General features: G+C 65.4%; 21 protein-coding genes. 8 read left to right on the forward strand and 13 right to left on the reverse strand.

Going from position 1 to position 20,583, the window contains the following annotated elements; genetic code table 11:
* Positions 1–74: 74 nt before the first annotated feature.
* A complete protein-coding gene (locus J8G26_RS06575) occupies positions 75–710 on the forward strand; it encodes a response regulator transcription factor (RefSeq protein WP_087744437.1) in 636 nt (211 codons plus the stop codon).
* Positions 700–2,568 carry a hybrid sensor histidine kinase/response regulator gene (locus J8G26_RS06580; RefSeq protein WP_210568343.1) on the forward strand — a complete coding sequence of 623 codons (1,869 nt, stop codon included), beginning with the start codon at positions 700–702 and terminating at the stop codon, positions 2,566–2,568. Before J8G26_RS06575 ends, J8G26_RS06580 begins: the two co-directional genes overlap by 11 nt.
* Here J8G26_RS06580 and J8G26_RS06585 read toward each other — a convergent pair.
* From J8G26_RS06585 to J8G26_RS06605, 5 genes are all read right to left on the reverse strand, one after another.
* Positions 2,540–3,979 (reverse strand): coniferyl aldehyde dehydrogenase, encoded by a 1,440-nt coding sequence (locus J8G26_RS06585; RefSeq protein WP_210568344.1) that lies wholly within the window; start codon positions 3,977–3,979, stop codon positions 2,540–2,542. The two genes, J8G26_RS06580 and J8G26_RS06585, sit on opposite strands and share 29 nt — an antisense overlap.
* A 66-nt stretch (positions 3,980–4,045) precedes the next feature.
* The gene (locus J8G26_RS06590; protein ID WP_087744431.1) at positions 4,046–4,378 is read right to left on the reverse strand and encodes a hypothetical protein; all 333 of its coding nucleotides are present in this window, start codon (positions 4,376–4,378) and stop codon (positions 4,046–4,048) included.
* A 16-nt stretch (positions 4,379–4,394) separates the two neighbouring features.
* The gene (gene clpB, locus J8G26_RS06595; protein ID WP_087744429.1) at positions 4,395–7,001 is read right to left on the reverse strand and encodes an ATP-dependent chaperone ClpB; all 2,607 of its coding nucleotides are present in this window, start codon (positions 6,999–7,001) and stop codon (positions 4,395–4,397) included.
* A gap of 208 nt (positions 7,002–7,209) precedes the next feature.
* Positions 7,210–7,686: a molybdenum cofactor biosynthesis protein MoaE gene (locus tag J8G26_RS06600; RefSeq protein WP_198314764.1), complete on the reverse strand. Its 477-nt coding sequence runs from the start codon at positions 7,684–7,686 to the stop codon at positions 7,210–7,212.
* A gap of 50 nt (positions 7,687–7,736) precedes the next feature.
* Positions 7,737–7,967, reverse strand: coding sequence for a hypothetical protein (locus J8G26_RS06605; protein ID WP_086913003.1), 231 nt, complete (start codon positions 7,965–7,967; stop codon positions 7,737–7,739).
* A 68-nt stretch (positions 7,968–8,035) separates the two neighbouring features.
* Between J8G26_RS06605 and J8G26_RS06610 the strand changes: the two genes are divergently transcribed.
* Positions 8,036–8,293 (forward strand): hypothetical protein, encoded by a 258-nt coding sequence (locus J8G26_RS06610; RefSeq protein ID WP_086913004.1) that lies wholly within the window; start codon positions 8,036–8,038, stop codon positions 8,291–8,293.
* Between the two features lie 9 nt (positions 8,294–8,302).
* Positions 8,303–8,662, forward strand: a complete 360-nt coding sequence (locus tag J8G26_RS06615) for a hypothetical protein (protein ID WP_087744428.1) — start codon at positions 8,303–8,305, stop codon at positions 8,660–8,662.
* Between the two features lie 12 nt (positions 8,663–8,674).
* Here the strand turns inward: J8G26_RS06615 and moaD are convergent, their stop codons facing one another.
* From moaD to J8G26_RS06645, 6 genes are all read right to left on the reverse strand, one after another.
* Positions 8,675–8,926, reverse strand: coding sequence for a molybdopterin converting factor subunit 1 (gene moaD, locus J8G26_RS06620; protein WP_087744426.1), 252 nt, complete (start codon positions 8,924–8,926; stop codon positions 8,675–8,677).
* Positions 8,923–10,164, reverse strand: coding sequence for a gephyrin-like molybdotransferase Glp (gene glp / locus J8G26_RS06625; RefSeq protein WP_210568345.1), 1,242 nt, complete (start codon positions 10,162–10,164; stop codon positions 8,923–8,925). The genes moaD and glp overlap by 4 nt, the downstream gene beginning before the upstream one ends.
* Positions 10,149–10,718, reverse strand: coding sequence for a molybdopterin-guanine dinucleotide biosynthesis protein B (gene mobB / locus J8G26_RS06630; protein WP_087744422.1), 570 nt, complete (start codon positions 10,716–10,718; stop codon positions 10,149–10,151). The genes glp and mobB overlap by 16 nt, the downstream gene beginning before the upstream one ends.
* 112 nt (positions 10,719–10,830) lie before the next feature.
* Positions 10,831–12,261, reverse strand: a complete 1,431-nt coding sequence (thrC, locus tag J8G26_RS06635; protein ID WP_210568346.1) for a threonine synthase — start codon at positions 12,259–12,261, stop codon at positions 10,831–10,833.
* Between the two features lie 41 nt (positions 12,262–12,302).
* Complete coding sequence (locus J8G26_RS06640) at positions 12,303–13,664, reverse strand: homoserine dehydrogenase (protein WP_210568347.1); 1,362 nt, start codon at positions 13,662–13,664, stop codon at positions 12,303–12,305.
* A gap of 71 nt (positions 13,665–13,735) precedes the next feature.
* Positions 13,736–14,965 carry a pyridoxal phosphate-dependent aminotransferase gene (locus J8G26_RS06645; protein WP_210568348.1) on the reverse strand — a complete coding sequence of 410 codons (1,230 nt, stop codon included), beginning with the start codon at positions 14,963–14,965 and terminating at the stop codon, positions 13,736–13,738.
* A 157-nt stretch (positions 14,966–15,122) separates the two neighbouring features.
* On the opposite strand from J8G26_RS06645, the gene J8G26_RS06650 reads away from it, so the two are divergent.
* The 4 genes from J8G26_RS06650 (at position 15,123) to J8G26_RS06665 (ending at position 18,455) form a co-directional block, all read left to right on the forward strand.
* On the forward strand, positions 15,123–15,503 hold the full coding sequence (locus J8G26_RS06650; RefSeq protein WP_087744415.1) for an Mth938-like domain-containing protein: 381 nt from the start codon (positions 15,123–15,125) through the stop codon (positions 15,501–15,503).
* A 134-nt stretch (positions 15,504–15,637) separates the two neighbouring features.
* Positions 15,638–16,123 (forward strand): peroxiredoxin, encoded by a 486-nt coding sequence (locus J8G26_RS06655; RefSeq protein WP_087744413.1) that lies wholly within the window; start codon positions 15,638–15,640, stop codon positions 16,121–16,123.
* A gap of 182 nt (positions 16,124–16,305) precedes the next feature.
* Complete coding sequence (locus J8G26_RS06660; RefSeq protein WP_210568349.1) at positions 16,306–18,063, forward strand: PhoH family protein; 1,758 nt, start codon at positions 16,306–16,308, stop codon at positions 18,061–18,063.
* A gap of 2 nt (positions 18,064–18,065) precedes the next feature.
* Positions 18,066–18,455, forward strand: a complete 390-nt coding sequence (locus J8G26_RS06665; protein WP_210568350.1) for a hypothetical protein — start codon at positions 18,066–18,068, stop codon at positions 18,453–18,455.
* Between the two features lie 78 nt (positions 18,456–18,533).
* Here J8G26_RS06665 and dnaB read toward each other — a convergent pair whose 3' ends face one another.
* Both dnaB and rplI read right to left on the reverse strand, forming a co-directional pair.
* A complete protein-coding gene (gene dnaB / locus J8G26_RS06670) occupies positions 18,534–19,952 on the reverse strand; it encodes a replicative DNA helicase (protein WP_087744406.1) in 1,419 nt (472 codons plus the stop codon).
* A 167-nt stretch (positions 19,953–20,119) separates the two neighbouring features.
* Positions 20,120–20,572: a 50S ribosomal protein L9 gene (rplI, locus tag J8G26_RS06675; RefSeq protein ID WP_087744403.1), complete on the reverse strand. Its 453-nt coding sequence runs from the start codon at positions 20,570–20,572 to the stop codon at positions 20,120–20,122.
* Between the last annotated feature and the right edge of the window lie 11 nt (positions 20,573–20,583).

Consider the following 20,583-nt stretch of genomic DNA (forward strand, 5'->3'; position numbering starts at 1 on the left):
GAAACGCACGCCCGCGCGTCCATCGCACAAATGGACTAGACCCGCAGCCCGGCGTTGTGCGCAATACTCGCCCCATGCCCGCCAGTCTGCTGCTTGTTGACGACCACACCCTGTTTCGCACCGGGCTGCGCCTGATCGTGCAGGACCACCCGGCGGTGGACTCCATTTCCGAGGCCGGCACCGTGGCCGAAGCCTGTGCGCTGCAGCTGGACGCGGTGGATCTGGTGCTGCTCGATATCCAGATGCCCGGCATGAGCGGCCTGGACGGCCTGCGCCTGTTGCGCCAGGCCTGCCCCCGGGCGCGCATCGTGCTGGTGTCTGCCAGCGTGGCGCCCGACGCTGTTTACGAGGCGCGCATGCGCGGTGCCGACGGCTTTTTGCCCAAGTCGGCCAGTGGCGAGGACATTCTGGAAGCCATCACCTGCGCGCTGTCTGGCGCGCCCTGCTTTCCCCCCAACAGCGGCAACACCGCCACCACGCGCGGACCGGCAGCGCCCTCGCTGACGGCCCGCCAGCTCGACGTGCTCTCGCTGCTGTGCACCGGCAAGCCCAACAAGGTGATTGCGCGCGATCTGGGGCTGAGCGAGAACACCGTGCGCGTGCATGTGGCCGCCATCTTTGCGCAGCTGGGCGTCAACAGCCGCAGCGCTGCCTTGCTGGCGGCCCAGCGGCTGGGCCTGTCGCTGCCGCCGCTGCACGATGCCGCCTGAAACGCCAGGGGTCGCTGCGCGCTGGCGGTGGCCCTGGCCGTCGCTGCGCTGGGAGCGCGACGAGGTGCTGCGCGAGCAGGTCGCACTGCTGCGCCAGAACTTTCCCATGACCCTGCTGGCCTCGCTGGCCACGGCGCTGGGCACGATGTGGGTGATGGACGGCGTGGCCGACGCGCAGGCCATGACCGCATGGCTGATCGCGCATGTGCTGGTGGTGGCGGTGGTCTATCTCGCGCTGCGCAGCATGGACCCCCACGCCGCCCCCGCCCGCCAATCGGCCTACAAGCTGATGGCCTGCATGGCCGGCATGGGGCTGAGCTGGGGCAGTCTGGGCCTGGTGGTGATGCACTGGGGCAACGCCGCCAGCGTGATCTATGCGATTGGCATCGTCAGCACGGTGTCATCGGGCGCCCTGGGGCTGGGAGCGCCGCTGTACCGCGCCTACCTGACCTACCTGGGCTGCGCCATCGGCGGCGTGCTGCTGGCCGTTGCCCTGGCAGGCGGGCCGGTGCTGTGGCCCGCGCTGTTCCTCGTGCTGGTGTATTTCAGCCTGACCTGCATGCAGGCCAGCACCGCCGACAAGGCCACCCGCCGCAGCATTGGCCTGAAACTGGAAAACCAGCGCCTGGTGGGAGAGCTGCGCGCCGAGTCCCAGCGCGCCCAGGCGGCCCAGCAGATTGCCGAAAAAGCCGACCGCGACAAATCGCGCTTCCTGGCGGCGGCCAGCCACAACCTGCGCCAGCCCCTGCATGCCATGGGGCTGTTTCTGGAGAGCCTGCAGCGCAGCCCCCTGAACGAGCGCCAGCAGACGGTGCTGGACCATGCGCACGCCGCATCCAGCGCCGCAGCCGAAATGCTCACCACCTTGCTCGACTACTCGCGGCTGGAGGCCGGCGTGGTCAAGGTGCGCCCGGCGGCCTTTGCCGTGCAGCCGCTGCTCACGGCGCTGGAGCAGGAGTTTGGCGTGCAGGCCGACAACGCGCGCCTTGTGTACCGCACCCGCGAGACCTCATTGGCCGCGCATGCCGACCGCGCGCTGGTGGGCCTGGTGATGCGCAACTTCATCTCCAATGCGCTGCGCTACACCGCCCGGGGCGGCGTGCTGATAGCGTGCCGCCGGCGCGGCCAGCGCGTGGCCCTGGAGGTGTGGGACACCGGGGTCGGCATTCCCCAGCACCTGTGGGACGACATTTTTCAGGAGTTCCTGCAGCTCGACAACCCGGAGCGCGACCGGCGCAAGGGCCTGGGCCTGGGGCTGGCCATCGTGCACCGGCTGGTCAACGAGATGGGGGGCACCACCGTCGAGCTGCGCTCAAAGCCAGGCCGGGGCTCGGTGTTTCGCCTCTGGATGGATGCGTGGGACGGCGCACTGGAGGATGACGCCGCGCCGCTCCCCGAAGACCGCAGCCTGGAGGGCCTGCATGTGCTGGCCATCGACGACGACGAGGCGGTGCGCCTGGGCATGCAGTCGCTGCTGCAAAGCTGGGGCTGCCTGTGTACCGTGGCCGACTCGGGCGCGGACGCACTCGAACGCCTGGGCGACGACACCCCCGACCTCATCATCACGGACTTCCGGCTGCGCCACGAGGAAACCGGCAAGCAGGTGCTGCAGGCGCTGCGCACGCACCTGGGCACTGCGGTGCCGGCCATCATCATGACGGGCGACACCTCGCCCCAGCGCCTGCGCGATGCGCAAAGCACGTCGGCCCTGCTGCTGCACAAGCCCGTGTCCACCAGCCAGCTGCGCGAAGCCATGGTGCAGCTCATCACCCAGCCGCAGTCCACCAAAGCGGCAGGCTCCGCGCGGGGGCAGGACGACAAGAGCGCGGCTACAGCCAGCGACGCAGCAGGCCCATGATGCAGTCGAAGCGCGCACCATACGGCGGATAGAGCAGCGCGCCCATGGCCCAGCGCGACTGCACCAGCACCGACTTCTGGTGGCAAAAGCGCAGAAAACCCTGCTCGCCATGGTAGGCACCCCAGCCGCTGTCGCCCACACCGCCAAAGGGCAGGTTGTCGTGGGCGATGTGCATGAGCGTGTCGTTCACCGTGACGCCGCCGCTGACGGTGCGGCGCAGCACATCGTCCCGCACGGCTTCGCTGCGGCCAAACCAGTACAGCGCCAGCGGGCGGGGCCCCGCGTTGATGTGGGCGATGGCGTCGTCGAGCCGGTCATACGAAATCACGGGCAGGATGGGGCCAAAAATTTCCTCCTGCATCAGGCCCATGCCCGACGTGGCGCCAAACACCAGCGAGGGCGCCATCTGGCGGCTGACCCCGTCGCCCAGCGTGCCCACGGTGGTGGTCGCGGGCTTGCCCCTGGCGGGATCGATGGTGTGCACCTCGGCGCCCTGCGTCTGGGCCTGCTGCAGCAGGGTGCGCAGCCGCGCATAGTGGCGCGGCGTGATGATGGAGGCGTAATCGGGGTTGCCCTCGATGCGGGGAAACAGGCGCGCCACCGCCGCCTCGTAGGCCTGTGCAAACTCGGCCTCGCGCCCGCGCGGCAGCAGCACGTAATCGGGGGCAATGCAGGTCTGGCCGGCATTGAGCAGCTTGCCGTGGGCAATCTTGAGCGCGGCGTCCTGCATGTCGCCATCGGCGTCCACGATGCACGGCGACTTGCCGCCCAGCTCCAGCGTGGTGGGCGTGAGGTGCTGCGCGGCCGCCTGCGCCACCTTGCGCCCCACGGCGGTGGAGCCGGTAAACACCAGGTGGTCAAACGGCAGCGACGCCACCAGCGCCGCCGTGGCCGCGTCGCCCTGCACCACGCAAAACTCATCTGCCGCAAAGAACTGCGCCACCAGCAGGGCCAGCTGCGCCGAAGTGTGGGGCGTGAGCTCGCTGGGCTTGAGCATGACGCGGTTGCCCGCCGCCAGCGCCGTGATGGCGGGGGCCAGCGCCAGCTGCACGGGGTAGTTCCACGGCGAAATCACGCCCACCACGCCCAAGGGCTGGCGCGCGATCCAGCCGCGCGCAGGCTGCAAGAAGAGCGGCGTGCGCACCTTCTGGGGCTTCATCCAGCGCGCCAGATGGCGCAGGGTGTGCGCCAGCAAGGTGCGCAGCACAAAAAAATCGGCCACCTCGGTCAGGCGCGGCGAGCGCATGCCGAAATCGGCCTGCACAGCGGCGGCCAGCACGGGCCCGTGCTCATCGAGCATCTTTTGCACCCGCAGCAGGCGCTCACGGCGCACCAGCAGGGGCACGTCAATGTGGGCCCGGCTGGCCTGGTGCTGAAGATGAAAGTGGGCGCGGATGTCGTCAGGGGTCATGGCGGTCATCATAGAAGGCCGCCCAGCGCCTGAAACGTAAGAACTGTTTCTTACCCACTTCCGGCTTTACCGCCGTTCGCGCGGTTCCACATCCACCACATCATCAGCGCCGGGCAGCACGCCCGCGCGGCGTGCGGGCGTGTCGGCGGCAGGCGGGGGACGCGCCGCCGACCAGCGCTCGGTGGATCGGTACACCGTGCGCCAGCCCGTGCGCGGATCGACGCGCAGGGTCCAGGGCATGACGGGCCGGCCGGTGAGGCGTGCCCACAACGCACGCAACCCCCAGGCCAGCGCCAGCACCAGCATGGCAGCCAGCAAACTCAGAAACATCACCAGCCCGGCCACCACCAACACGGCCCGGATGAACCAGCGGGCCAGGCCCGTCAAAAAATCATTCAAACAACCTCCTTGGCCATCACGCCGACACGGGTGTGCCGAAGTGGAAAACGCCGGGCTCCAGCACCGGATCGACACCAACCGGGATCACGCTCTTGGGCGGGAAGCGCCCTTCCAGCAGCAGCTTGGACAGCGGGTTCTCGATGCGCTGCTGGATGGCCCGCTTGAGCGGCCGCGCACCAAACACCGGGTCGAACCCCACCTTGGCCAATTCTGCCAAGGCCGCGTCCGACACCTGCAATTCCAAATCCATCTTCGCCAGCCGGGTTTGCAGCAGCTGCAGCTGGATCTTGGCGATCTTGGCGATGTGCTGCGCGTCCAGCGCGTGGAACACCACGGTCTCGTCGATGCGGTTCAAAAACTCGGGCCGGAAATGGTTCTTGAGCTCACCCCACACCGCTTCCTTGATGTCCTCGCTGTCCTGCCCCACCATGGCCTGGATCAGGTGCGAGCCGATGTTGCTCGTCATCACGATCACGGTGTTCTTGAAGTCCACGGTGCGGCCCTGGCCGTCCGTCAGGCGGCCGTCGTCCAGCACCTGCAAGAGCACGTTGAACACGTCCGGGTGGGCCTTTTCCACCTCGTCGAGCAGCAGCACGCTGTAGGGCTTGCGGCGCACGGCCTCGGTGAGGTAGCCGCCCTCTTCATAGCCCACATAGCCCGGAGGCGCGCCAATCAAGCGCGCAACGCTATGCTTTTCCATGAACTCGCTCATGTCGATGCGGATCAGGTGGTCTTCGCTGTCAAACAAAAAGCCCGCCAGCGCCTTGCACAGCTCGGTCTTGCCCACGCCCGTGGGGCCGAGGAACAAAAAGCTGCCCGTGGGGCGGTTCGGGTCCGACAGGCCCGAGCGCGAGCGGCGAATCGCGTTGGCCACGGCGGCAATCGCCTCGTTCTGGCCCACCACGCGCTCGTGCAGCCGGGTTTCCATCTGCAAGAGCTTGTCTTTTTCGCCCTGCATCATCTTGGCCACGGGAATGCCGGTGGCGCGGCTCACCACCTCGGCGATTTCCTCGGCGCCCACCTGGGTGCGCAGCAGGCGGTTGGGCTGGGCCGCACCATCTTTGCCTTCTTCCTTGGCCTGGGCTTCCTTGAGCTGCTTTTCCAGCTCGGGCAGCTTGCCGTATTGCAGCTCTGCCACCTTGTTGAAGTCGCCCTTGCGCTTGAGTTCCTCGATCTGCTGCTTGACCTGCTCGACCTGCTCGCGCACATGCTGGCTGCCCTGGGCTTGGGCCTTCTCGGACTGCCAGATTTCGTCAAGGTCGGCAATTTCCTTTTGCAGGGATGCAATCTCTTCCTCGATCAGGCCAAAGCGCTTTTGCGAGGCTTCGTCCTTCTCGCGGCGCACGGCCTCGCGCTCGATCTGCAGCTGGATCAGCCGGCGGTCGAGCTTGTCCATCACCTCGGGCTTGGAGTCGATCTCGATCTTGATCTTGGAAGCCGCCTCGTCGATAAGGTCAATGGCCTTGTCGGGCAGGAAGCGGTCGGTGATGTAGCGATGGCTGAGCTCGGCCGCGGCCACGATGGCCGGGTCGGTGATCTCCACGCCATGGTGCAGCTCGTATTTTTCCTGCAGGCCGCGCAGGATGGCAATCGTCGCCTCCACCGTGGGCTCGCCCACCAGGATCTTCTGAAAGCGCCGCTCCAGCGCCGCGTCTTTTTCGATGTATTTGCGGTATTCGTCGAGCGTGGTGGCGCCCACGCAGTGCAGCTCGCCACGCGCCAGCGCGGGCTTGAGCATGTTGCCCGCGTCCATCGCGCCCTCGGCCTTGCCGGCGCCCACCATGGTGTGCAGTTCGTCGATGAAAACGATGGTCTGCCCTTCGTCCTGCGCCAATTCCTTGAGCACGGTTTTCAGGCGCTCCTCGAACTCGCCACGGTACTTGGCCCCGGCCAGCAGCGCCGCCATGTCCAGGCTCAGCACACGCTTGCCCTTGAGCGACTCGGGCACCTCGCCGGCCACGATGCGCTGGGCCAGGCCTTCAACAATGGCCGTCTTGCCCACGCCGGGCTCGCCGATCAGCACCGGGTTGTTCTTGGTGCGCCGCTGCAGCACCTGGATGGCGCGGCGGATCTCATCGTCGCGGCCGATCACCGGGTCGAGCTTGCCCATTCGGGCGCGCTCGGTCAGGTCAATGCAGTATTTCTTGAGGGCTTCGCGCTGGCCCTCGGCCTCGGCGCTGTCCATCTTCTGGCCGCCGCGCACGGCGTCAATGGCGGCTTCCAGACTTTTGCGCGTGAGGCCGTTTTCCTTGGCGATGCGCGCGGCCTCGCCCTTGCTGTCGATCACGGCCAGCAAAAACAGCTCGCTGGCAATGAACTGATCGCCGCGCTTGATGGCTTCTTTTTCAGTGGCCTGCAGCACGCGGCCCAGCTCGGGCCCGCCCTGCACCTGGTCGTTGCCTTGCACCTGCGGCAGCCGCTTGACGGCCGCCTCGGCTGCCGCCAGCAGGCCGGGCACATTGACCCCGGCACGTTGCAGCAGCGCCTTGGGGCCGTCGTCCTGTTGCAGCATGGCCTGCAGCACATGCACAGGCTCGATGTAGGCGTGGTCATTGCCCAGCGCAATGCTTTGCGCGTCGCTCAGGGCTTCCTGGAACTTGGTGGTGAATTTGTCGAGACGCATGGTCCATATCCTCCGAATTGCAGAGCACTTGAGGCAGTGTGTGCCTGATTTCAAGACAGTGCCGCGGCGGCAGGATTGACCTGCATCAGTGAATCATCCAGGCGCCATCGCCGTCGAAACTACTGTTTTGATAGCTACCAGCGCTTTACCAACAAGCGCTTGCGGGCAATTTCATCCAAATTTTCAGTTCGGGGCAGCGATACGGGCTTCAGGCATTGCTCGCCGTGATGCCCCAGCGCGCCAGCGCGGCGTCGTCGCTCACGCGCGCGTCCACCCAGCGGGCGCCCTGCGCGGTCTGCTCTTTCTTCCAGAACGGCGCCTGGGTCTTGAGGTAGTCCATCAAGAACTCGCAGGCCTGAAAGCTCTGGCCCCGGTGGGCGCTGGTCACCGCCACCAGCACGATCTGGTCGAGCGGCTGCAGCAGCCCCACGCGGTGGATCACGCGGGCGCCAAAGATGTCAAAGCGCCCAAAGGCCTCGTCCACCATGGCTTCGATGGATTTTTCGGTCATGCCGGGGTAATGCTCCAGCTCCATCGAGGCCACGGCGTCGCCCTCGTTGCGGTCGCGCACCGTGCCCACAAAGCTGCAGACCGCCCCCACGCCCTTGTCACCACGCCGCAGGGCGTTGAGTTCGGCAGACACATCAAAGTCTTGCGTCTGGATGGATACACGGGGCAGGTTCATGGCAGGCTCAACAACGGGCGAAATCATGGGCGGGACGATCGCATCAGCCATCACGGCGAACGGTGCAGGCGCGGTGCGGCAAGCAGCGCACGCTCTTCCTCCACCACCTGCTGCAGCTGCTGCAGCGCGGGCGATGGCGGCAGCTGGGCCAACAGCCCCTGCAAGCGCGTAACGTCGCCCACGCTGGGTGCCACCTTGATCTGCGCCGAAGCCGCCGCCAGGTTGCCGCTGCGCACCAGCGCCATCACCTTGGCGGGCCATTCACTCTTGGTTCGTGCCATGGGAAGGTTTTTTGAAGGGAAAAGGGATTGTCTGTAGCATTCGCCCGCACTGTAACCCCAACCCGCCCATGGCCACGCAAACCATCACCACCGCCAGCTACAAGCTGTTTCCGTCACCCCGCAACCAGCACCGCAACGCCGTCTTCGAGCACGAAGTGTTTGTGCCCCACCCCTATGCACTGATCGATCTGCCCAGCATGCACCTGGCCGGCAAATACACCCTGTTTGCGGCCTGCCGGCTGTCGGACATGAAGATGGGGCAGTTGGTGACGTTCGAGCTGGCGGCCGATGGGGTGAAATTCGAGCGGCTGTTCACCCCCGACTGAGCATTGCCCATGGACGACGACAACCAGATCCACGTCCCGCCCTCCTTCATGGCGGTGTACAGCGACGCCCGCGGGCGGCTGACTGAAAAGGCCAATGGGGTGCGCACCCGCTATGAGCTGTGCGAAGACCTGGCAGGCCACCTGGTAGAGCACGCACAGACGCTGTACCACGTACAGGCGCCGTCCGAGGCCGAGATTTTGCGGCGCATCCATGCCGGCCTGTGCACGGCCGAATCGGGCGTATCGGCGCCCGAAGCCACCTGGATCGTCACGCGGCTGGCCGAGTTGCTGGCGTGGCCCTGCCCGGAACTGCGGGCGCCGCAGCCAGAGCCGGCAGCAGACGCGCCCCTGCAGCCACCGGCGCGCTAAAACAGATTGCTGTCAGCCGCCCGTCACCGGCGGAAAGAAGGCGACTTCGGCCCCGTCGGCCAGGGCAGCCGACTCGTCGCTGAGTACCTGGTTGAGCGCCAGGCGCACGGCCTTGCCGCGGGCCAGGCTGGCGGCATGGGCACCGCCACGGGCGATGAGTTCGTCGCGCAGCGCGCCCAGCGTGGCGGCAGAGGTATCGACCGCCTCGCTGCCTTGGCCAATGGCCTCGCGGATCGAGGCAAAATAACGCACGGTAACCTTCATGACAGCAGCTCCGAAAACGCGATGAACCGCACGGTGTCACCGGCGGCAATCGTCTGGCCGGCCGGGTTGTCCACCACGCCATCGCCCCAGGCGGCCGAGGTGAGCACGCCCGAGCTCTGGTTGTTGAACAGGTCGAGCCCGCCCGCCGCGTTGTGCCGCACGCGCAAAAATTCGCGGCGTTTATCGGCCTTAGCCCAGGTGAAATCAGCACGGGCAGCTATGGTTTGAGGAGCAACGCTGTGCACGCCCTGCAGCCGCAACACAAACGGCCGCACCAGCAGCGCAAAAGTCAGAAAGCTCGACACCGGGTTGCCCGGCAGGCCCATGAAATGCGCGCGGCCGTTGTCGCGCGGAATCTGGCCGTAGGCAAACGGCTTGCCGGGTTTCATGGCGATCTGCCACAAATCGAGCGTGCCCAGCGTTTCCACAGCGGGCTTGATGTGGTCTTCCTCGCCCACGCTCACGCCGCCACTCGTCAGGATCAGGTCGTGCACGTTGCTGGCCTGGCGCAGGGCGTCGATGGTGGTGTCGCGCCGGTCGGGCACGATGCCGAAGTCCGTCACCTCGCAGCCCAGGCGCAGCAGCATGGCGCGCAGAAAAAACCGGTTGCTGTTGTAGATGGCGCCAGGGCGCATCTGCGCGGGCGGCACATCGCCGGGCATGACCAGTTCGTCGCCGGTGGAGAACAGCGCCACGCGCGGGCGGCGGGCCACCTGCAGCTGGTGCATTCCGATGCTGGCGGCCAGGCCCAGCTCGGCGGGCGTCAGGCGCGTGCCGGCCTGCAGCACCACGGCGCCGCGCGTGATGTCTTCGCCAGCGCGGCGAATCCACTGGCCCGGCCGCGGCACGGCGTTGATGCGCACGCGGCCATCTTCCAGTGCATTGCAGTCTTCTTGCATCAGGATGGCGTCGGCGCCCGCCGGCACGGGGGCGCCGGTGAAGATGCGCGCGGCCGTGCCGGGCTGCAGGGGCTCGCCCGCGCTGCCCGCTGCAATGCGCTGCGACACGGGCAGTTCCACGCCCACAGCCGCCACATCGGCGCAGCGCACGGCGTAACCGTCCATCGCGCTGTTGTCCTGCGGCGGCACCTGCAGCACCGAGGTGCAGTCCTGCGCCAGCACGCGGCCGTCGGCATCGAAGGTGGTGACGGTGTCGGCGCCGGCCAGCGGCGTGGCATGGCCGAGCAGATCGGCCAGTGCGTCATCAAGCGGTTTGAGCGGCTTCATTGGGGGGCGCATGGCAACAGGTCTCCGTGCAGGTCCCACTGGTAGTCAAAGCGGTCGGCGTGCTGCAGCAGCCAGTCCACCACCTGCGCGGGCGCGTTGAGGTCGAGCACGGGCCGCTGGGTGGGCACGGGCAGCTGCCCGGGGGCGTCGGTGGCCACGGCCACGATGAAGCAGTCGTTGGGGTAGCGCACCGGCCGGGCCACCTGGCCGGGCTCGGGGGCCCGCCAGACCTCGATCTTGGGCAGATCGCTTTCCTTGAAGCCTTCGACCAGCACCCAGTCCACCCCCTGGTAGAGCTCGGCCAGCAACTGGTGCACGCTGAGCTGGGCGGGTTGCTCGAACTCGCGGATCAGGGCCAGGCGCCGGTCTGACGCCGCCACCACCTCGAAGGCGCCCGCCTCGCGGTGGCGGTAAGTGTCCTTGCCCGCATGGTCGATGTCGAAACTGTGGTGCGCATGTTTGACCACCGACACGCGCAGCCCGCGCAGCCGCAGCTCGGGGATGACCTGCTCGACCAGCGTGGTCTTGCCGCTGCCGGAGAAACCGGCAAAGCCTACAACCTTCATCCAATGCTCCTCTGAATAGCTATGCTATTTATAGCTGCCTGCGCTTTACAGACAAGCGCTAGGGGCATTTTTCATTCAAATCCATGGTGGCCGCTGCACGCTTGCCCGCCGCTCACTGGCAATGCCGTTCGATATACGCCTTGACCAGCAGCACATCGGCCGGCATGACCTGCACGCGCTTGGGCAACGCCTCGATGCCGGCAAACTTTTCGGGCCGCTCGGGCGCATGGCCCAGGGCCTCCTGGATGGTCTCGGCAAACTTGATGGGCAGGGCCGTTTCCAGCACGATCATCGGCACCGCCGGGTTGCCCCGGTGCTCACGCGCCACCTTCACGCCATCGGCGGTGTGGGTGTCGATGGTCACGCCAAAGCGGCTGTAGGTGTCGCGGATGGTGGCCAGGCGATCGGCGTGCGTGCTCTTGCCGCTTTCAAAGCCGTATTTGGCCGCAGCGTCGGCAAACAGCGGGTCGGCGCTCAGATCGAACCGGCCATAGGTTTGCAAGGCGGCACTGAACAAGGCCTTGGTGCGCTGGCCATTGCGCCCGAGCAGATCAAAAATGAAGCGCTCGAAGTTGCTGGCCTTGCTGATGTCCATCGAGGGGCTCGATGTTTCGTGCGTGTCGGCGCTGCTGCGCACGCGGTACACGCCGGTGCGAAAGAACTCGTCGAGCACGTCGTTTTCGTTGGTGGCCACCACCAGCTTGTCGATGGGCAGGCCCATGCTGCGCGCCACATGGCCGGCGCAGATGTTGCCAAAGTTGCCGCTGGGCACGGTGAAGCTGACCTTCTGGTCGTTGGTTTCCGTAGCTTGCAGATAGCCCGCGAAGTAGTACACCACCTGCGCCAACAGGCGCGCCCAGTTGATGGAGTTGACGGTGCCAATCTTGTATTGGCGCTTGAAGTTCAGGTCGTTGCTGACGGCCTTGACGATGTCCTGGCAGTCGTCGAACACGCCTTCGATGGCGATGTTGTGGATGTTCTCGTCCTGCAGGCTGAACATCTGCGCCTGCTGAAAGGCGCTCATGCGGCCGTGCGGGCTGGTCATGAAGACGCGCACGCCCTCTTTTCCGCGCATGGCGTATTCGGCGGCGCTGCCGGTGTCGCCGCTGGTGGCGCCCAGGATGTTGAGCTGCTCGCCACGGCGCTTCAATTCGTACTCGAACAGGTTACCCAGCAACTGCATGGCCATGTCCTTGAAAGCCAGCGTGGGGCCGTTGGACAGGGCTTCGAGCCACAGGCCGTCTTCGAGGTGTCGCAGCGGCACGATCTCGCCGGTGCCAAACACTTCAGCGGTGTACGTTTTGGCGCACAGGGCTTTCAGGTCGGCGGCGGGGATGTCGTCGATGTAGAGCGACAGGATCTGGAACGCCAGCTCAGCGTAGCCCTGCTCGTGGTAGGCCTTGCGCAGGCGCGTGAGGGCGGCGTCGTCCACCTGCGGGTAATGCTCGGGCAGGTACAGGCCGCCATCGGGCGCCAGGCCTTCGAGCAGGATGTCGCAGAAATGCTTGCGGTCGGGGTGGCCGCGTGTGGAGAGGTACAGCATGGCGTTCGTTGTGCTCGTTGTGCTCGTTGTGCTTGCGGCGCTCAGTTCAGCTCTTCCTTGCGGATGCGTGTGATGGGGGCCAGCACCGTGGGCAGGGCCTGCATCTGGGCGATGGCGTCGTTCATGGTGCCTTCGCGCGTGTCGTGCGTGAGGATGATGAGGTCGGTCTGCGTGGAGCCCTCGCCGCCCACTTCGTCGGCCTCGCGCTGCAGCACGGCGTCGATGCTGATGCCGGCACCGGCCAGGATGCCAGTCACCTTGGCCAACACACCGGCCTGGTCGGCCACGCGCAGGCGCAGGTAGTAGCTGGTGACCACTTCGCTCATGGGCAGCACGGGCAGCTCGTTCATGGCCTGGTCCAGCGTGTGTGGTTGGAAGGCCAGGTGTGGCACGCGGTTGAGCGGGTCCACGGTGTGCAGGCGCGTGATGTCCACCAGGTCGGCAATCACGGCGCTGGCGGTGGGCTCGGAGCCCGCACCCTTGCCGTAGTACAGCGTGGCGCCCACGGCGTCGCCCTGCACCACCACGGCATTCATGGCGCCTTCCACATTGGCGATCAGGCGCTTGGACGGCACCAGGCTGGGGTGCACGCGCAGCTCGATGCCACCAACGGCTTTGCCGGCGGCATCGGTTCTTTCCACGCGCTTGGTGATGCCCAGCAGCTTGATGCGGTAACCCAGTTGCTCGGCGTATTTGATGTCGGTGGCGCTGAGCTGGGTGATGCCTTCGACATAGGCCTTGTCGAACTGCACCGGGATGCCAAAGGCGATCGCGCTCATCAGCGTGACCTTGTGCGCGGCGTCCACGCCTTCGATGTCGAAGGTGGGGTCGGCCTCGGCGTAGCCCAGGCGCTGCGCTTCTTTCAGCACCACGGCAAAGTCCAGGCCCTTGTCGCGCATCTCGCTCAGGATGAAGTTGGTTGTGCCGTTGATGATGCCGGCCAGCCACTGGATGCGGTTGGCAGTCAGCCCTTCGCGCAGCGCCTTGATGATGGGGATGCCGCCGGCCACGGCGGCTTCAAACGCCACCATCACCCCCTTGGCCGATGCGGCGGCAAAAATTTCGGTGCCATGCACGGCCAGCAGCGCCTTGTTGGCCGTGACCACATGCTTGCCGGCCGCAATGGCTTCGAGCACCAGCGCCTTGGCAATGCCGTAGCCGCCGATCAGCTCGATGACGATGTCGATCTCGGGGTTGGCGATGACGGCGCGCGCGTCGCTCACCACGTGCACGCCGTCGCCCACCACCTTTTTCGCGCGCTCCACGTCGAGGTCGGCCACCATGGCGATCTCGATGCCACGGCCCGCCCGGCGGCGGATTTCTTCCTGGTTGCGTTGCAGCACGTTGAAGACGCCGCTGCCGACGGTGCCAATGCCCAGCAGGCCTACTTGGATGGGTTTCATGAGAGTTTTATCAATCAAAATTGGCTCTAGCGCTTATACAGCAAGCGCTAGCAGCTATCAAAAAAAGAGTATCAGTCGGTGCCGAACCGCTTGCGGTATTGCGCCAGAAAGCGCGCCACGCGAGCAATGGCCTCGCGCAGGTCGGCCTCATGGGGCAAAAACACGATGCGGAAATGGTCCGGAGCTGGCCAGTTGAAACCCGTGCCCTGCACCAGCATGACCTTGGTCTCCTGCAGCAGCTCCAGAAAGAACTGCTGGTCGTCCTTGATCGGATAAATCACGGGGTCGAGGCGCGGAAACATATACAGCGCAGCCTGCGGCTTCACGCAGGTCACGCCGGGAATGGCGGTGATGAGTTCATAGGCCAGGTCGCGCTGCTTGCGCAGGCGCCCGCCCTCGCCCACCAGCTCATTGATGCTCTGGTAGCCGCCCAGCGCCGTCTGCACGGCCCACTGGCCGGGCACGTTGGCGCACAGGCGCATGTTCGAGAGCATGTTCAGGCCCTCGATGTAATCGCGGGCGGGTTTCTTGTCGCCCGACACCACCAGCCAGCCCGCGCGGTAGCCGCAGGATCGGTAGCTTTTGGACAGCGAGTTGAAGGTGAGTGTGAGCACGTCCTCGCTCAACGAGCCGATGGCCGTGTGCTTGGCGCCGTCGTACAACACCTTGTCGTACACCTCGTCAGCAAAAATGACCAGGCCATGCTCGCGGGCGATGGCGACGATGCCCTTAAGCAGCTCGTCCGAATACAGGGCGCCGGTGGGGTTGTTGGGGTTGATGACCACGATGCCCTTGGTCTGGGGCGTGACCTTGGAGCGGATGTCGTCGAGGTCCGGCATCCAGCCGTTGGCTTCGTCGCACAGGTAATGCACGGGCGTGCCGCCCGACAAGCTGGCCGCCGCCGTCCACAGCGGGTAATCGGGCGAGGGCAGCAGCAGCTCGTCGCCGGTGTCGAGCAGCGCATTGGTGGCCATCACGATGAGCTCGCTGGCGCCATTGCCCAGGTAGATATCGCCGAGCGTGACGCCCTTGATGCCCTGCTTTTGCGTCTCGTGCATCACGGCCTTGCGCGCCGCGAAAATACCCTTGCTGTCCGAATAACCGGCCGAATTGGGCAGGTTGCGGATCATGTCCTGCTGGATCTCTTCAGGGGCATCGAAGCCAAACACCGCCAGGTTGCCGATGTTGAGCTTGATGATCTTGTGGCCGTCTTCCTCCATCTGCCGGGCCGCGTCCATGATGGGGCCCCGGATGTCGTAGCAGACGTTGGCGAGCTTGGCGGATTTGTGGACGGTTTTCATGGGCTGACGGTGGAATGCGGTGGGGCCAGAGACCTGCCAGCGCCCGGGGCGCCTTGGCGAAACCTATAATTTGACCACAGATCGACCGCGCCCCAGAGGCCACAGCGCCCCGCAAAGCCCCGCCCCGCGGCCCGCGCCAACCCAACCCAGCCCTCGCATGAAATTCCAGCCCGAACCGTCCACCGCGCAGACCATCCGTGCCTACGGCCCCGGCTGGATCGGTGTGGATGCGGAAAAGATCACGACCAGCATCATCCTGGGCTCGGGCGGCCTGCGCATGGTCTGGCCCTGCGCCCGCTTCGAAGACCTGACGCCAGACCATTTCGCCCAGCTGGCCACGCTGGAAGCGGAACTGATCGTCTTTGGCAGCGGCCTACGCAACCGCTTTCCGCCGCCGGCCTGGCTGCAGCCGCTGATGGCCCGGCGCCTGGGCCTGGAAACCATGGACACCCCCGCCGCCTGCCGCACCTACAACATCCTCGCCAGCGAAGGCCGCAATGTCGTGGCCGCGCTCATCCTGGAATCACCCGGGTCTTAGAGAAGGCCTTGGAGATTGGTCCTGGGGCGTTTTCAGGGTAAAATCACGGGTTGCGGTCGGGGGCACCACCAAGATCAATAACACCCCAGCTCCCCCGGCTTTTCAACGACTACATCCTGAGAGATTGAAGTGCTATGGCGATCGTTGTCAACAAACCCCTCCCTGAATTTGAAGCCAACGCGACCGGCGGAATCAAGGTCTCCAACACCTCCCACCTCGGCCAGATTGTGATTCTGTACTTCTATCCCAAGGACAACACACCTGGCTGCACCACGGAAGCCATGCAGTTCCGGGACAAGTACAAGGACTTCGCGAAAGCGGGCGCTGCCGTTTTCGGCGTGTCGCGCGACAACATGAAGTCGCACGACGAGTTCAAGGAAAAGCTGGAGCTGCCCTTCGAGCTCATCGCTGACACCGAAGAAAAAATGTGCCACATGTTCGGCGTGGTCAAGAACAAGATCATGTACGGCAAGAAGGTCAAGGGCATTGAGCGCAGCACCTTCCTGATCGGCCCCGACGGCATTCTTCAAAATGAATGGCGCGGCCTCAAGGTGCCAGGCCACGTGGAAGAAGTGCTCAAGGCCGTCAAGACCATCAAGGCCCTGAAAAAGGCCGCCTGAAGCTCTACGCTGCAGGCTCCCCCACACGGACTGCGGACACCTTCCGCGGTCCGACATGGTGAATGGGCATAATGGTTCGATGCTTCTGAAAACAGCCACGCTTTTTTCCTCCCCCCCAAGCCGCCTTGGCCTCCAGGCGGCTTTTTGCTTTCTGAACACCCACTGACCGAGGCCCTGCCAACATGCCCCTGCCCCCCGCCCCCAGCCGGCGCGCTGCCCTGCTTGCGCCCGAAGACTACGAAGCCAGCGCGCGCCCCCGTCATACGGAAAATCTGCTCCCCGACGTTGCCATCAAGGCAGAACCGGCCAGCCGCGTCGGCCGCAAGAGCGAACGCAGCCAGGCCGCCGCCGTCGAGCTGGCCGCGGCGCCCGCGCTCATCCAGGTAGAGACCAAGTCACGCACACCGGCACCCGCCCCCGAGCCAGCCGTCGCCCCCGCACCGGCCGCGCGCCGTACCAGCCGGACACGCAGCAACGGCTCCAGCAAAACCGCCGCCACCGTGCCCACGGCCCCCGTTGCTTCGCGCAGCAAAAAATCAGCACCACAAGGGCCGTCCAAGCTGTTTGTGCTGGACACCAACGTGCTGCTGCACGACCCGACCAGCCTGTTCCGCTTCGAGGAACATGACATCTTCCTGCCGATGATCGTGCTGGAAGAGCTTGACGGCCACAAGAAGGGCATGACCGAAGTGGCGCGCAATGGCCGCCAGACCAGCCGCACGCTGGATGCACTGGCAGGCGTCCATGGTGCCGACATCGCACACGGCCTCAAGCTCGACTCCACTGGCCAGCGCGCCGCCGGCGGCCACCTGTTCTTCCAGACAGTGCCGCTCGACTACAGCCTGCCCACCAGCCTGCCGCAAGGCAAGGCCGACAACCAGATCCTGGGCGTGGTGGAAGCCCTGCGCAAACTGCATGCGCCGCGCGAGGTGGTGCTGGTGTCCAAGGACATCAACATGCGCGTCAAGGCGCGCGCGCTGGGACTGAACGCCGAGGACTACCAGAACGACAAGACACTGGAAGACGGCGACCTGCTCTACTCCGGCGTGCTGGCCCTGCCCACTGATTTCTGGGTGAAAAGCGGCAAGAACGTGGAAAGCTGGCAAAGCGGCGCGCACACCTACTACCGCATCGGCGGCCCCATCGTGCCGCAACTGCTGATCAACCAGTTCGTCTACTTCGAGGCACCGGGCGAGCCCAGCCTGTTTGCCCGGGTCAGCGAAATCCGCGAGAAGACGGCGGTGCTGCAGACGCTCAAGGACTATGGCTCGGCCAAACACGCGGTGTGGGGCGTGACCACGCGCAACCGCGAACAAAACTACGCCATGAACCTGCTCATGGACCCGGAGGTCGATTTCGTCACGCTGACCGGCACGGCCGGCACCGGCAAGACCCTGCTGGCGCTGGCCGCCGGCCTCACGCAGGTGCTGGACGACCGCCGCTACACCGAAATCATCATGACCCGCGCCACCGTGAGCGTGGGCGAGGACATCGGTTTTCTGCCCGGCACCGAAGAGGAAAAAATGGGCCCCTGGATGGGCGCGCTGGACGACAACCTGGAGTTCCTGGCCAAGGGCGATGGCGGCAACGCCGGCGAATGGGGCCGCGCGGCGACCAATGAGTTGATCCGCAGCCGCATCAAGATCAAGAGCATGAACTTCATGCGCGGCCGCACCTTCCTGAACAAGTACGTGATCATCGACGAGGCGCAAAACCTGACGCCCAAGCAGATGAAAACCCTCATCACCCGTGCCGGCCCGGGCACCAAGATCATCTGCATGGGCAACCTGGCGCAGATCGACACGCCTTACCTCACCGAAGGCTCTTCGGGCCTGACCTACGCCGTAGACCGCTTCAAGGGCTGGCCGCACAGCGGCCACATCACGCTGGCACGCGGTGAACGCTCACGCCTGGCAGACTTTGCCAGCGAGGTACTCTGAAGATGGCGCTCGGCTGGGTTGCAGCCCTCAAGCTGGTGCCCTGGGGCGACGTCCTGGAAGCAACGCCCCAGATTTTGCAGGCAGCCAAGAAGCTGCTGGGCAGCAGGCGCCAGGGCACAGCAGATGCCGCTGCGGGCACGCTGGCGGGTGCGGGCGACGCAGCAGTCTCGCCCCCGGTCGCACTGCAGCTGCAGCAATTGCGCGAACGCGTGGCACGGCTGGAGCAGGAGCAGCAAGAGTCCGCCGTCCTGATCCAGTCCCTGGCCGAACAGAATGCCCAAGTGGTGCAGGCGGTGGAAGTGCTGCGCCTGCGCAACCAGCGCCTCACGGCAGTCATCGCGGTGTTGGGGGCGGGATGCGTGGGGCTGGTCGTGTGGGCATTGCGGCAGTAGCGCTGTCGGTCCCTGCACAAATGCTTCAATTTTGATAGCTGCTAGCGCTTACCTAGAAAGCGCTAGCAGCTATTTTTATTAGAAATCGTCGCCCGAGCCCATCGCCAGGCTCTCGAAGCGCGTCTGCGACTTCTGGAAGAACAGCTTCACGGTGCCGGTGGGGCCGTTACGCTGCTTGCCGATGATGACCTCGGCCACGTTCGGCTCCTTGCTGTCCTTGTTGTAATAGTCGTCGCGGTAGATGAACATGATGATGTCGGCATCCTGCTCGATGGCGCCGGATTCGCGCAGATCGCTCATCATGGGGCGCTTGTCGGTGCGCTGCTCCACCGAGCGGTTGAGCTGCGACAGCGCAATCACCGGGCACTGCAGCTCCTTGGCCAGCATCTTCAGGCCGCGCGAGATTTCGCCCAGCTCGGTGGCGCGGTTTTCACCCTGCGAGCCGCTGGAGCCACTCATCAGCTGCAAATAGTCCACCACGATCAGGCCCAGCTTGCCGCACTGGCGCGCCAGGCGCCGGGCGTTGGCGCGCAACTCCGATGGCGTGAGGCCAGGCGTTTCATCGATGTGCAGCGACACGGTGCGCAGCTTTTCGATGGCTTCCGTCAGGCGCGGCCATTCTTCATCACTGAGCTTGCCGGTGCGCAGGTTGCCCTGGTTGATGCGGCCAATCGAGCCCACAATACGCACGGCCAGCTGCGCTGCGCCCATTTCCATCGAGAAAATGGCCACGGGCAGGCCTTCGTTGAGCGCCACATGCTCGGCAATGTTCACGGCAAACGCCGTCTTGCCCATGGAGGGGCGCGCCGCCAGCACCACCATGTCGCCGGCCTGCAGGCCCGAGGTCATGCGGTCGAGGTCGATGAACCCGGTGGGCACGCCGGTGATGTCGTTGGGGTTGTCGGCCATCTCCTGCACGCGGTCGAGCAGGTCCACCACCAGGGTGTCCATGGCCTGAAAGCCCTGCTTCATGCGCGAGCCCTCTTCACCGATGTTGAAGATCTTTTGCTCGGCCTCGTCCAGGATCTTGTCCACCGGCTTGCCCTGCGGGTTGAAAGCGTTGGTGGCGATTTCGTCGCTGGCCGTGACCAGCTTGCGCAGGATGGCCCGCTCGCGCACGATCTCGGCGTAGCGGCGGATGTTGCTGGCGCTGGGCACATATTGCGCCAGGTTGTTCAGATACCCCAGGCCACCGATTTCCTCGGCCTTGCCCAGCCCCTGCAGCTGTTCATACACCGTGATCACGTCGGCCGGCTTGCTGCCATTGATCAGGCCGCCAATGGCGGCGTAGATCAGCTTGTGCTCGTAGCGATAGAAGTCGCCATCCTTGAGCAGATCGCCCACGCGGTCCCATGCGTTGTTGTCGAGCAGCAGCCCGCCGAGCACGCTCGACTCCGCCTCGATCGAGTGCGGGGGCACGCGCAGCTGGGCAATCTCGCGGTCCGGCATGGACGGGGCGAAACCGTGGTCTTCGAGCGGGGGGAAAACAGCGGACATGGGGTTCCTTGGGGCAAGCTTTCAATGCTAGCGCAGAGCAGCCTGACGGGATGGGGACAAGCCTGTGGACAACCAGGGGGCAGACTGTGGGTGACCCTGTATGGACGCAGCGCACCAAAAACAAAAGCCGCCCGAGGGCGGCTTTTGCGACTAGTCACGAATGACGATCAGGCGGTTTCGCCGTAGACCGACACGTTGACTTCCACGACCACGTCGGTGTGCAGAGCCACGCTTACCGAGGTGTCGCTCACGACCTTGATGGGGCCGTTGGGCAGGCGGATCTGGGCCTTGGCAACCTTGTAGCCTTGCTTGTTCAGCTCTTCGGCGATGTCATGGTTGGTCACGGAACCAAACAGACGGCCGTCCACGCCAGCCTTTTGCGTCAGCTTGACGGTGGTGCCGGCCAGCTTCTCGCCTTGGACCTGGGCTTCTGCCAGCTTGGCAGCAGCGGCCTTTTCGAGTTCGACGCGCTTGGCTTCGAACTCAGCCTTGTTGGCTTCGGTGGCGCGGCGGGCGCGGCCCGAAGGAATCAGGAAGTTGCGGGCGTAGCCGTCCTTGACCTTGACGATTTCGCCCAGGTTGCCGAGGTTCACAACCTTGTCGAGCAGGATGATTTGCATGGGTTGTGCTC

The sequence above is a fragment of the Acidovorax sp. JG5 genome, assembly GCF_017939685.1.
GTDB lineage: Bacteria > Pseudomonadota > Gammaproteobacteria > Burkholderiales > Burkholderiaceae_C > Acidovorax.

Coding starts and splice junctions, on each gene's coding strand:
- J8G26_RS06575 (WP_087744437.1), top strand. CDS start 75: ATGCCCGCCAGTCTGCTGCTTGTTGACGACCACACCCTGTTTCGCACC.
- J8G26_RS06580 (WP_210568343.1), top strand. CDS start 700: ATGCCGCCTGAAACGCCAGGGGTCGCTGCGCGCTGGCGGTGGCCCTGG.
- J8G26_RS06585 (WP_210568344.1), bottom strand. CDS start 3,979: ATGACCCCTGACGACATCCGCGCCCACTTTCATCTTCAGCACCAGGCC.
- clpB (WP_087744429.1), bottom strand. CDS start 7,001: ATGCGTCTCGACAAATTCACCACCAAGTTCCAGGAAGCCCTGAGCGAC.
- J8G26_RS06600 (WP_198314764.1), bottom strand. CDS start 7,686: ATGAACCTGCCCCGTGTATCCATCCAGACGCAAGACTTTGATGTGTCT.
- J8G26_RS06605 (WP_086913003.1), bottom strand. CDS start 7,967: ATGGCACGAACCAAGAGTGAATGGCCCGCCAAGGTGATGGCGCTGGTG.
- J8G26_RS06610 (WP_086913004.1), top strand. CDS start 8,036: ATGGCCACGCAAACCATCACCACCGCCAGCTACAAGCTGTTTCCGTCA.
- J8G26_RS06615 (WP_087744428.1), top strand. CDS start 8,303: ATGGACGACGACAACCAGATCCACGTCCCGCCCTCCTTCATGGCGGTG.
- moaD (WP_087744426.1), bottom strand. CDS start 8,926: ATGAAGGTTACCGTGCGTTATTTTGCCTCGATCCGCGAGGCCATTGGC.
- glp (WP_210568345.1), bottom strand. CDS start 10,164: ATGCGCCCCCCAATGAAGCCGCTCAAACCGCTTGATGACGCACTGGCC.
- mobB (WP_087744422.1), bottom strand. CDS start 10,718: ATGAAGGTTGTAGGCTTTGCCGGTTTCTCCGGCAGCGGCAAGACCACG.
- thrC (WP_210568346.1), bottom strand. CDS start 12,261: ATGCTGTACCTCTCCACACGCGGCCACCCCGACCGCAAGCATTTCTGC.
- J8G26_RS06640 (WP_210568347.1), bottom strand. CDS start 13,664: ATGAAACCCATCCAAGTAGGCCTGCTGGGCATTGGCACCGTCGGCAGC.
- J8G26_RS06645 (WP_210568348.1), bottom strand. CDS start 14,965: ATGAAAACCGTCCACAAATCCGCCAAGCTCGCCAACGTCTGCTACGAC.
- J8G26_RS06650 (WP_087744415.1), top strand. CDS start 15,123: ATGAAATTCCAGCCCGAACCGTCCACCGCGCAGACCATCCGTGCCTAC.
- J8G26_RS06655 (WP_087744413.1), top strand. CDS start 15,638: ATGGCGATCGTTGTCAACAAACCCCTCCCTGAATTTGAAGCCAACGCG.
- J8G26_RS06660 (WP_210568349.1), top strand. CDS start 16,306: ATGCCCCTGCCCCCCGCCCCCAGCCGGCGCGCTGCCCTGCTTGCGCCC.
- J8G26_RS06665 (WP_210568350.1), top strand. CDS start 18,066: ATGGCGCTCGGCTGGGTTGCAGCCCTCAAGCTGGTGCCCTGGGGCGAC.
- dnaB (WP_087744406.1), bottom strand. CDS start 19,952: ATGTCCGCTGTTTTCCCCCCGCTCGAAGACCACGGTTTCGCCCCGTCC.
- rplI (WP_087744403.1), bottom strand. CDS start 20,572: ATGCAAATCATCCTGCTCGACAAGGTTGTGAACCTCGGCAACCTGGGC.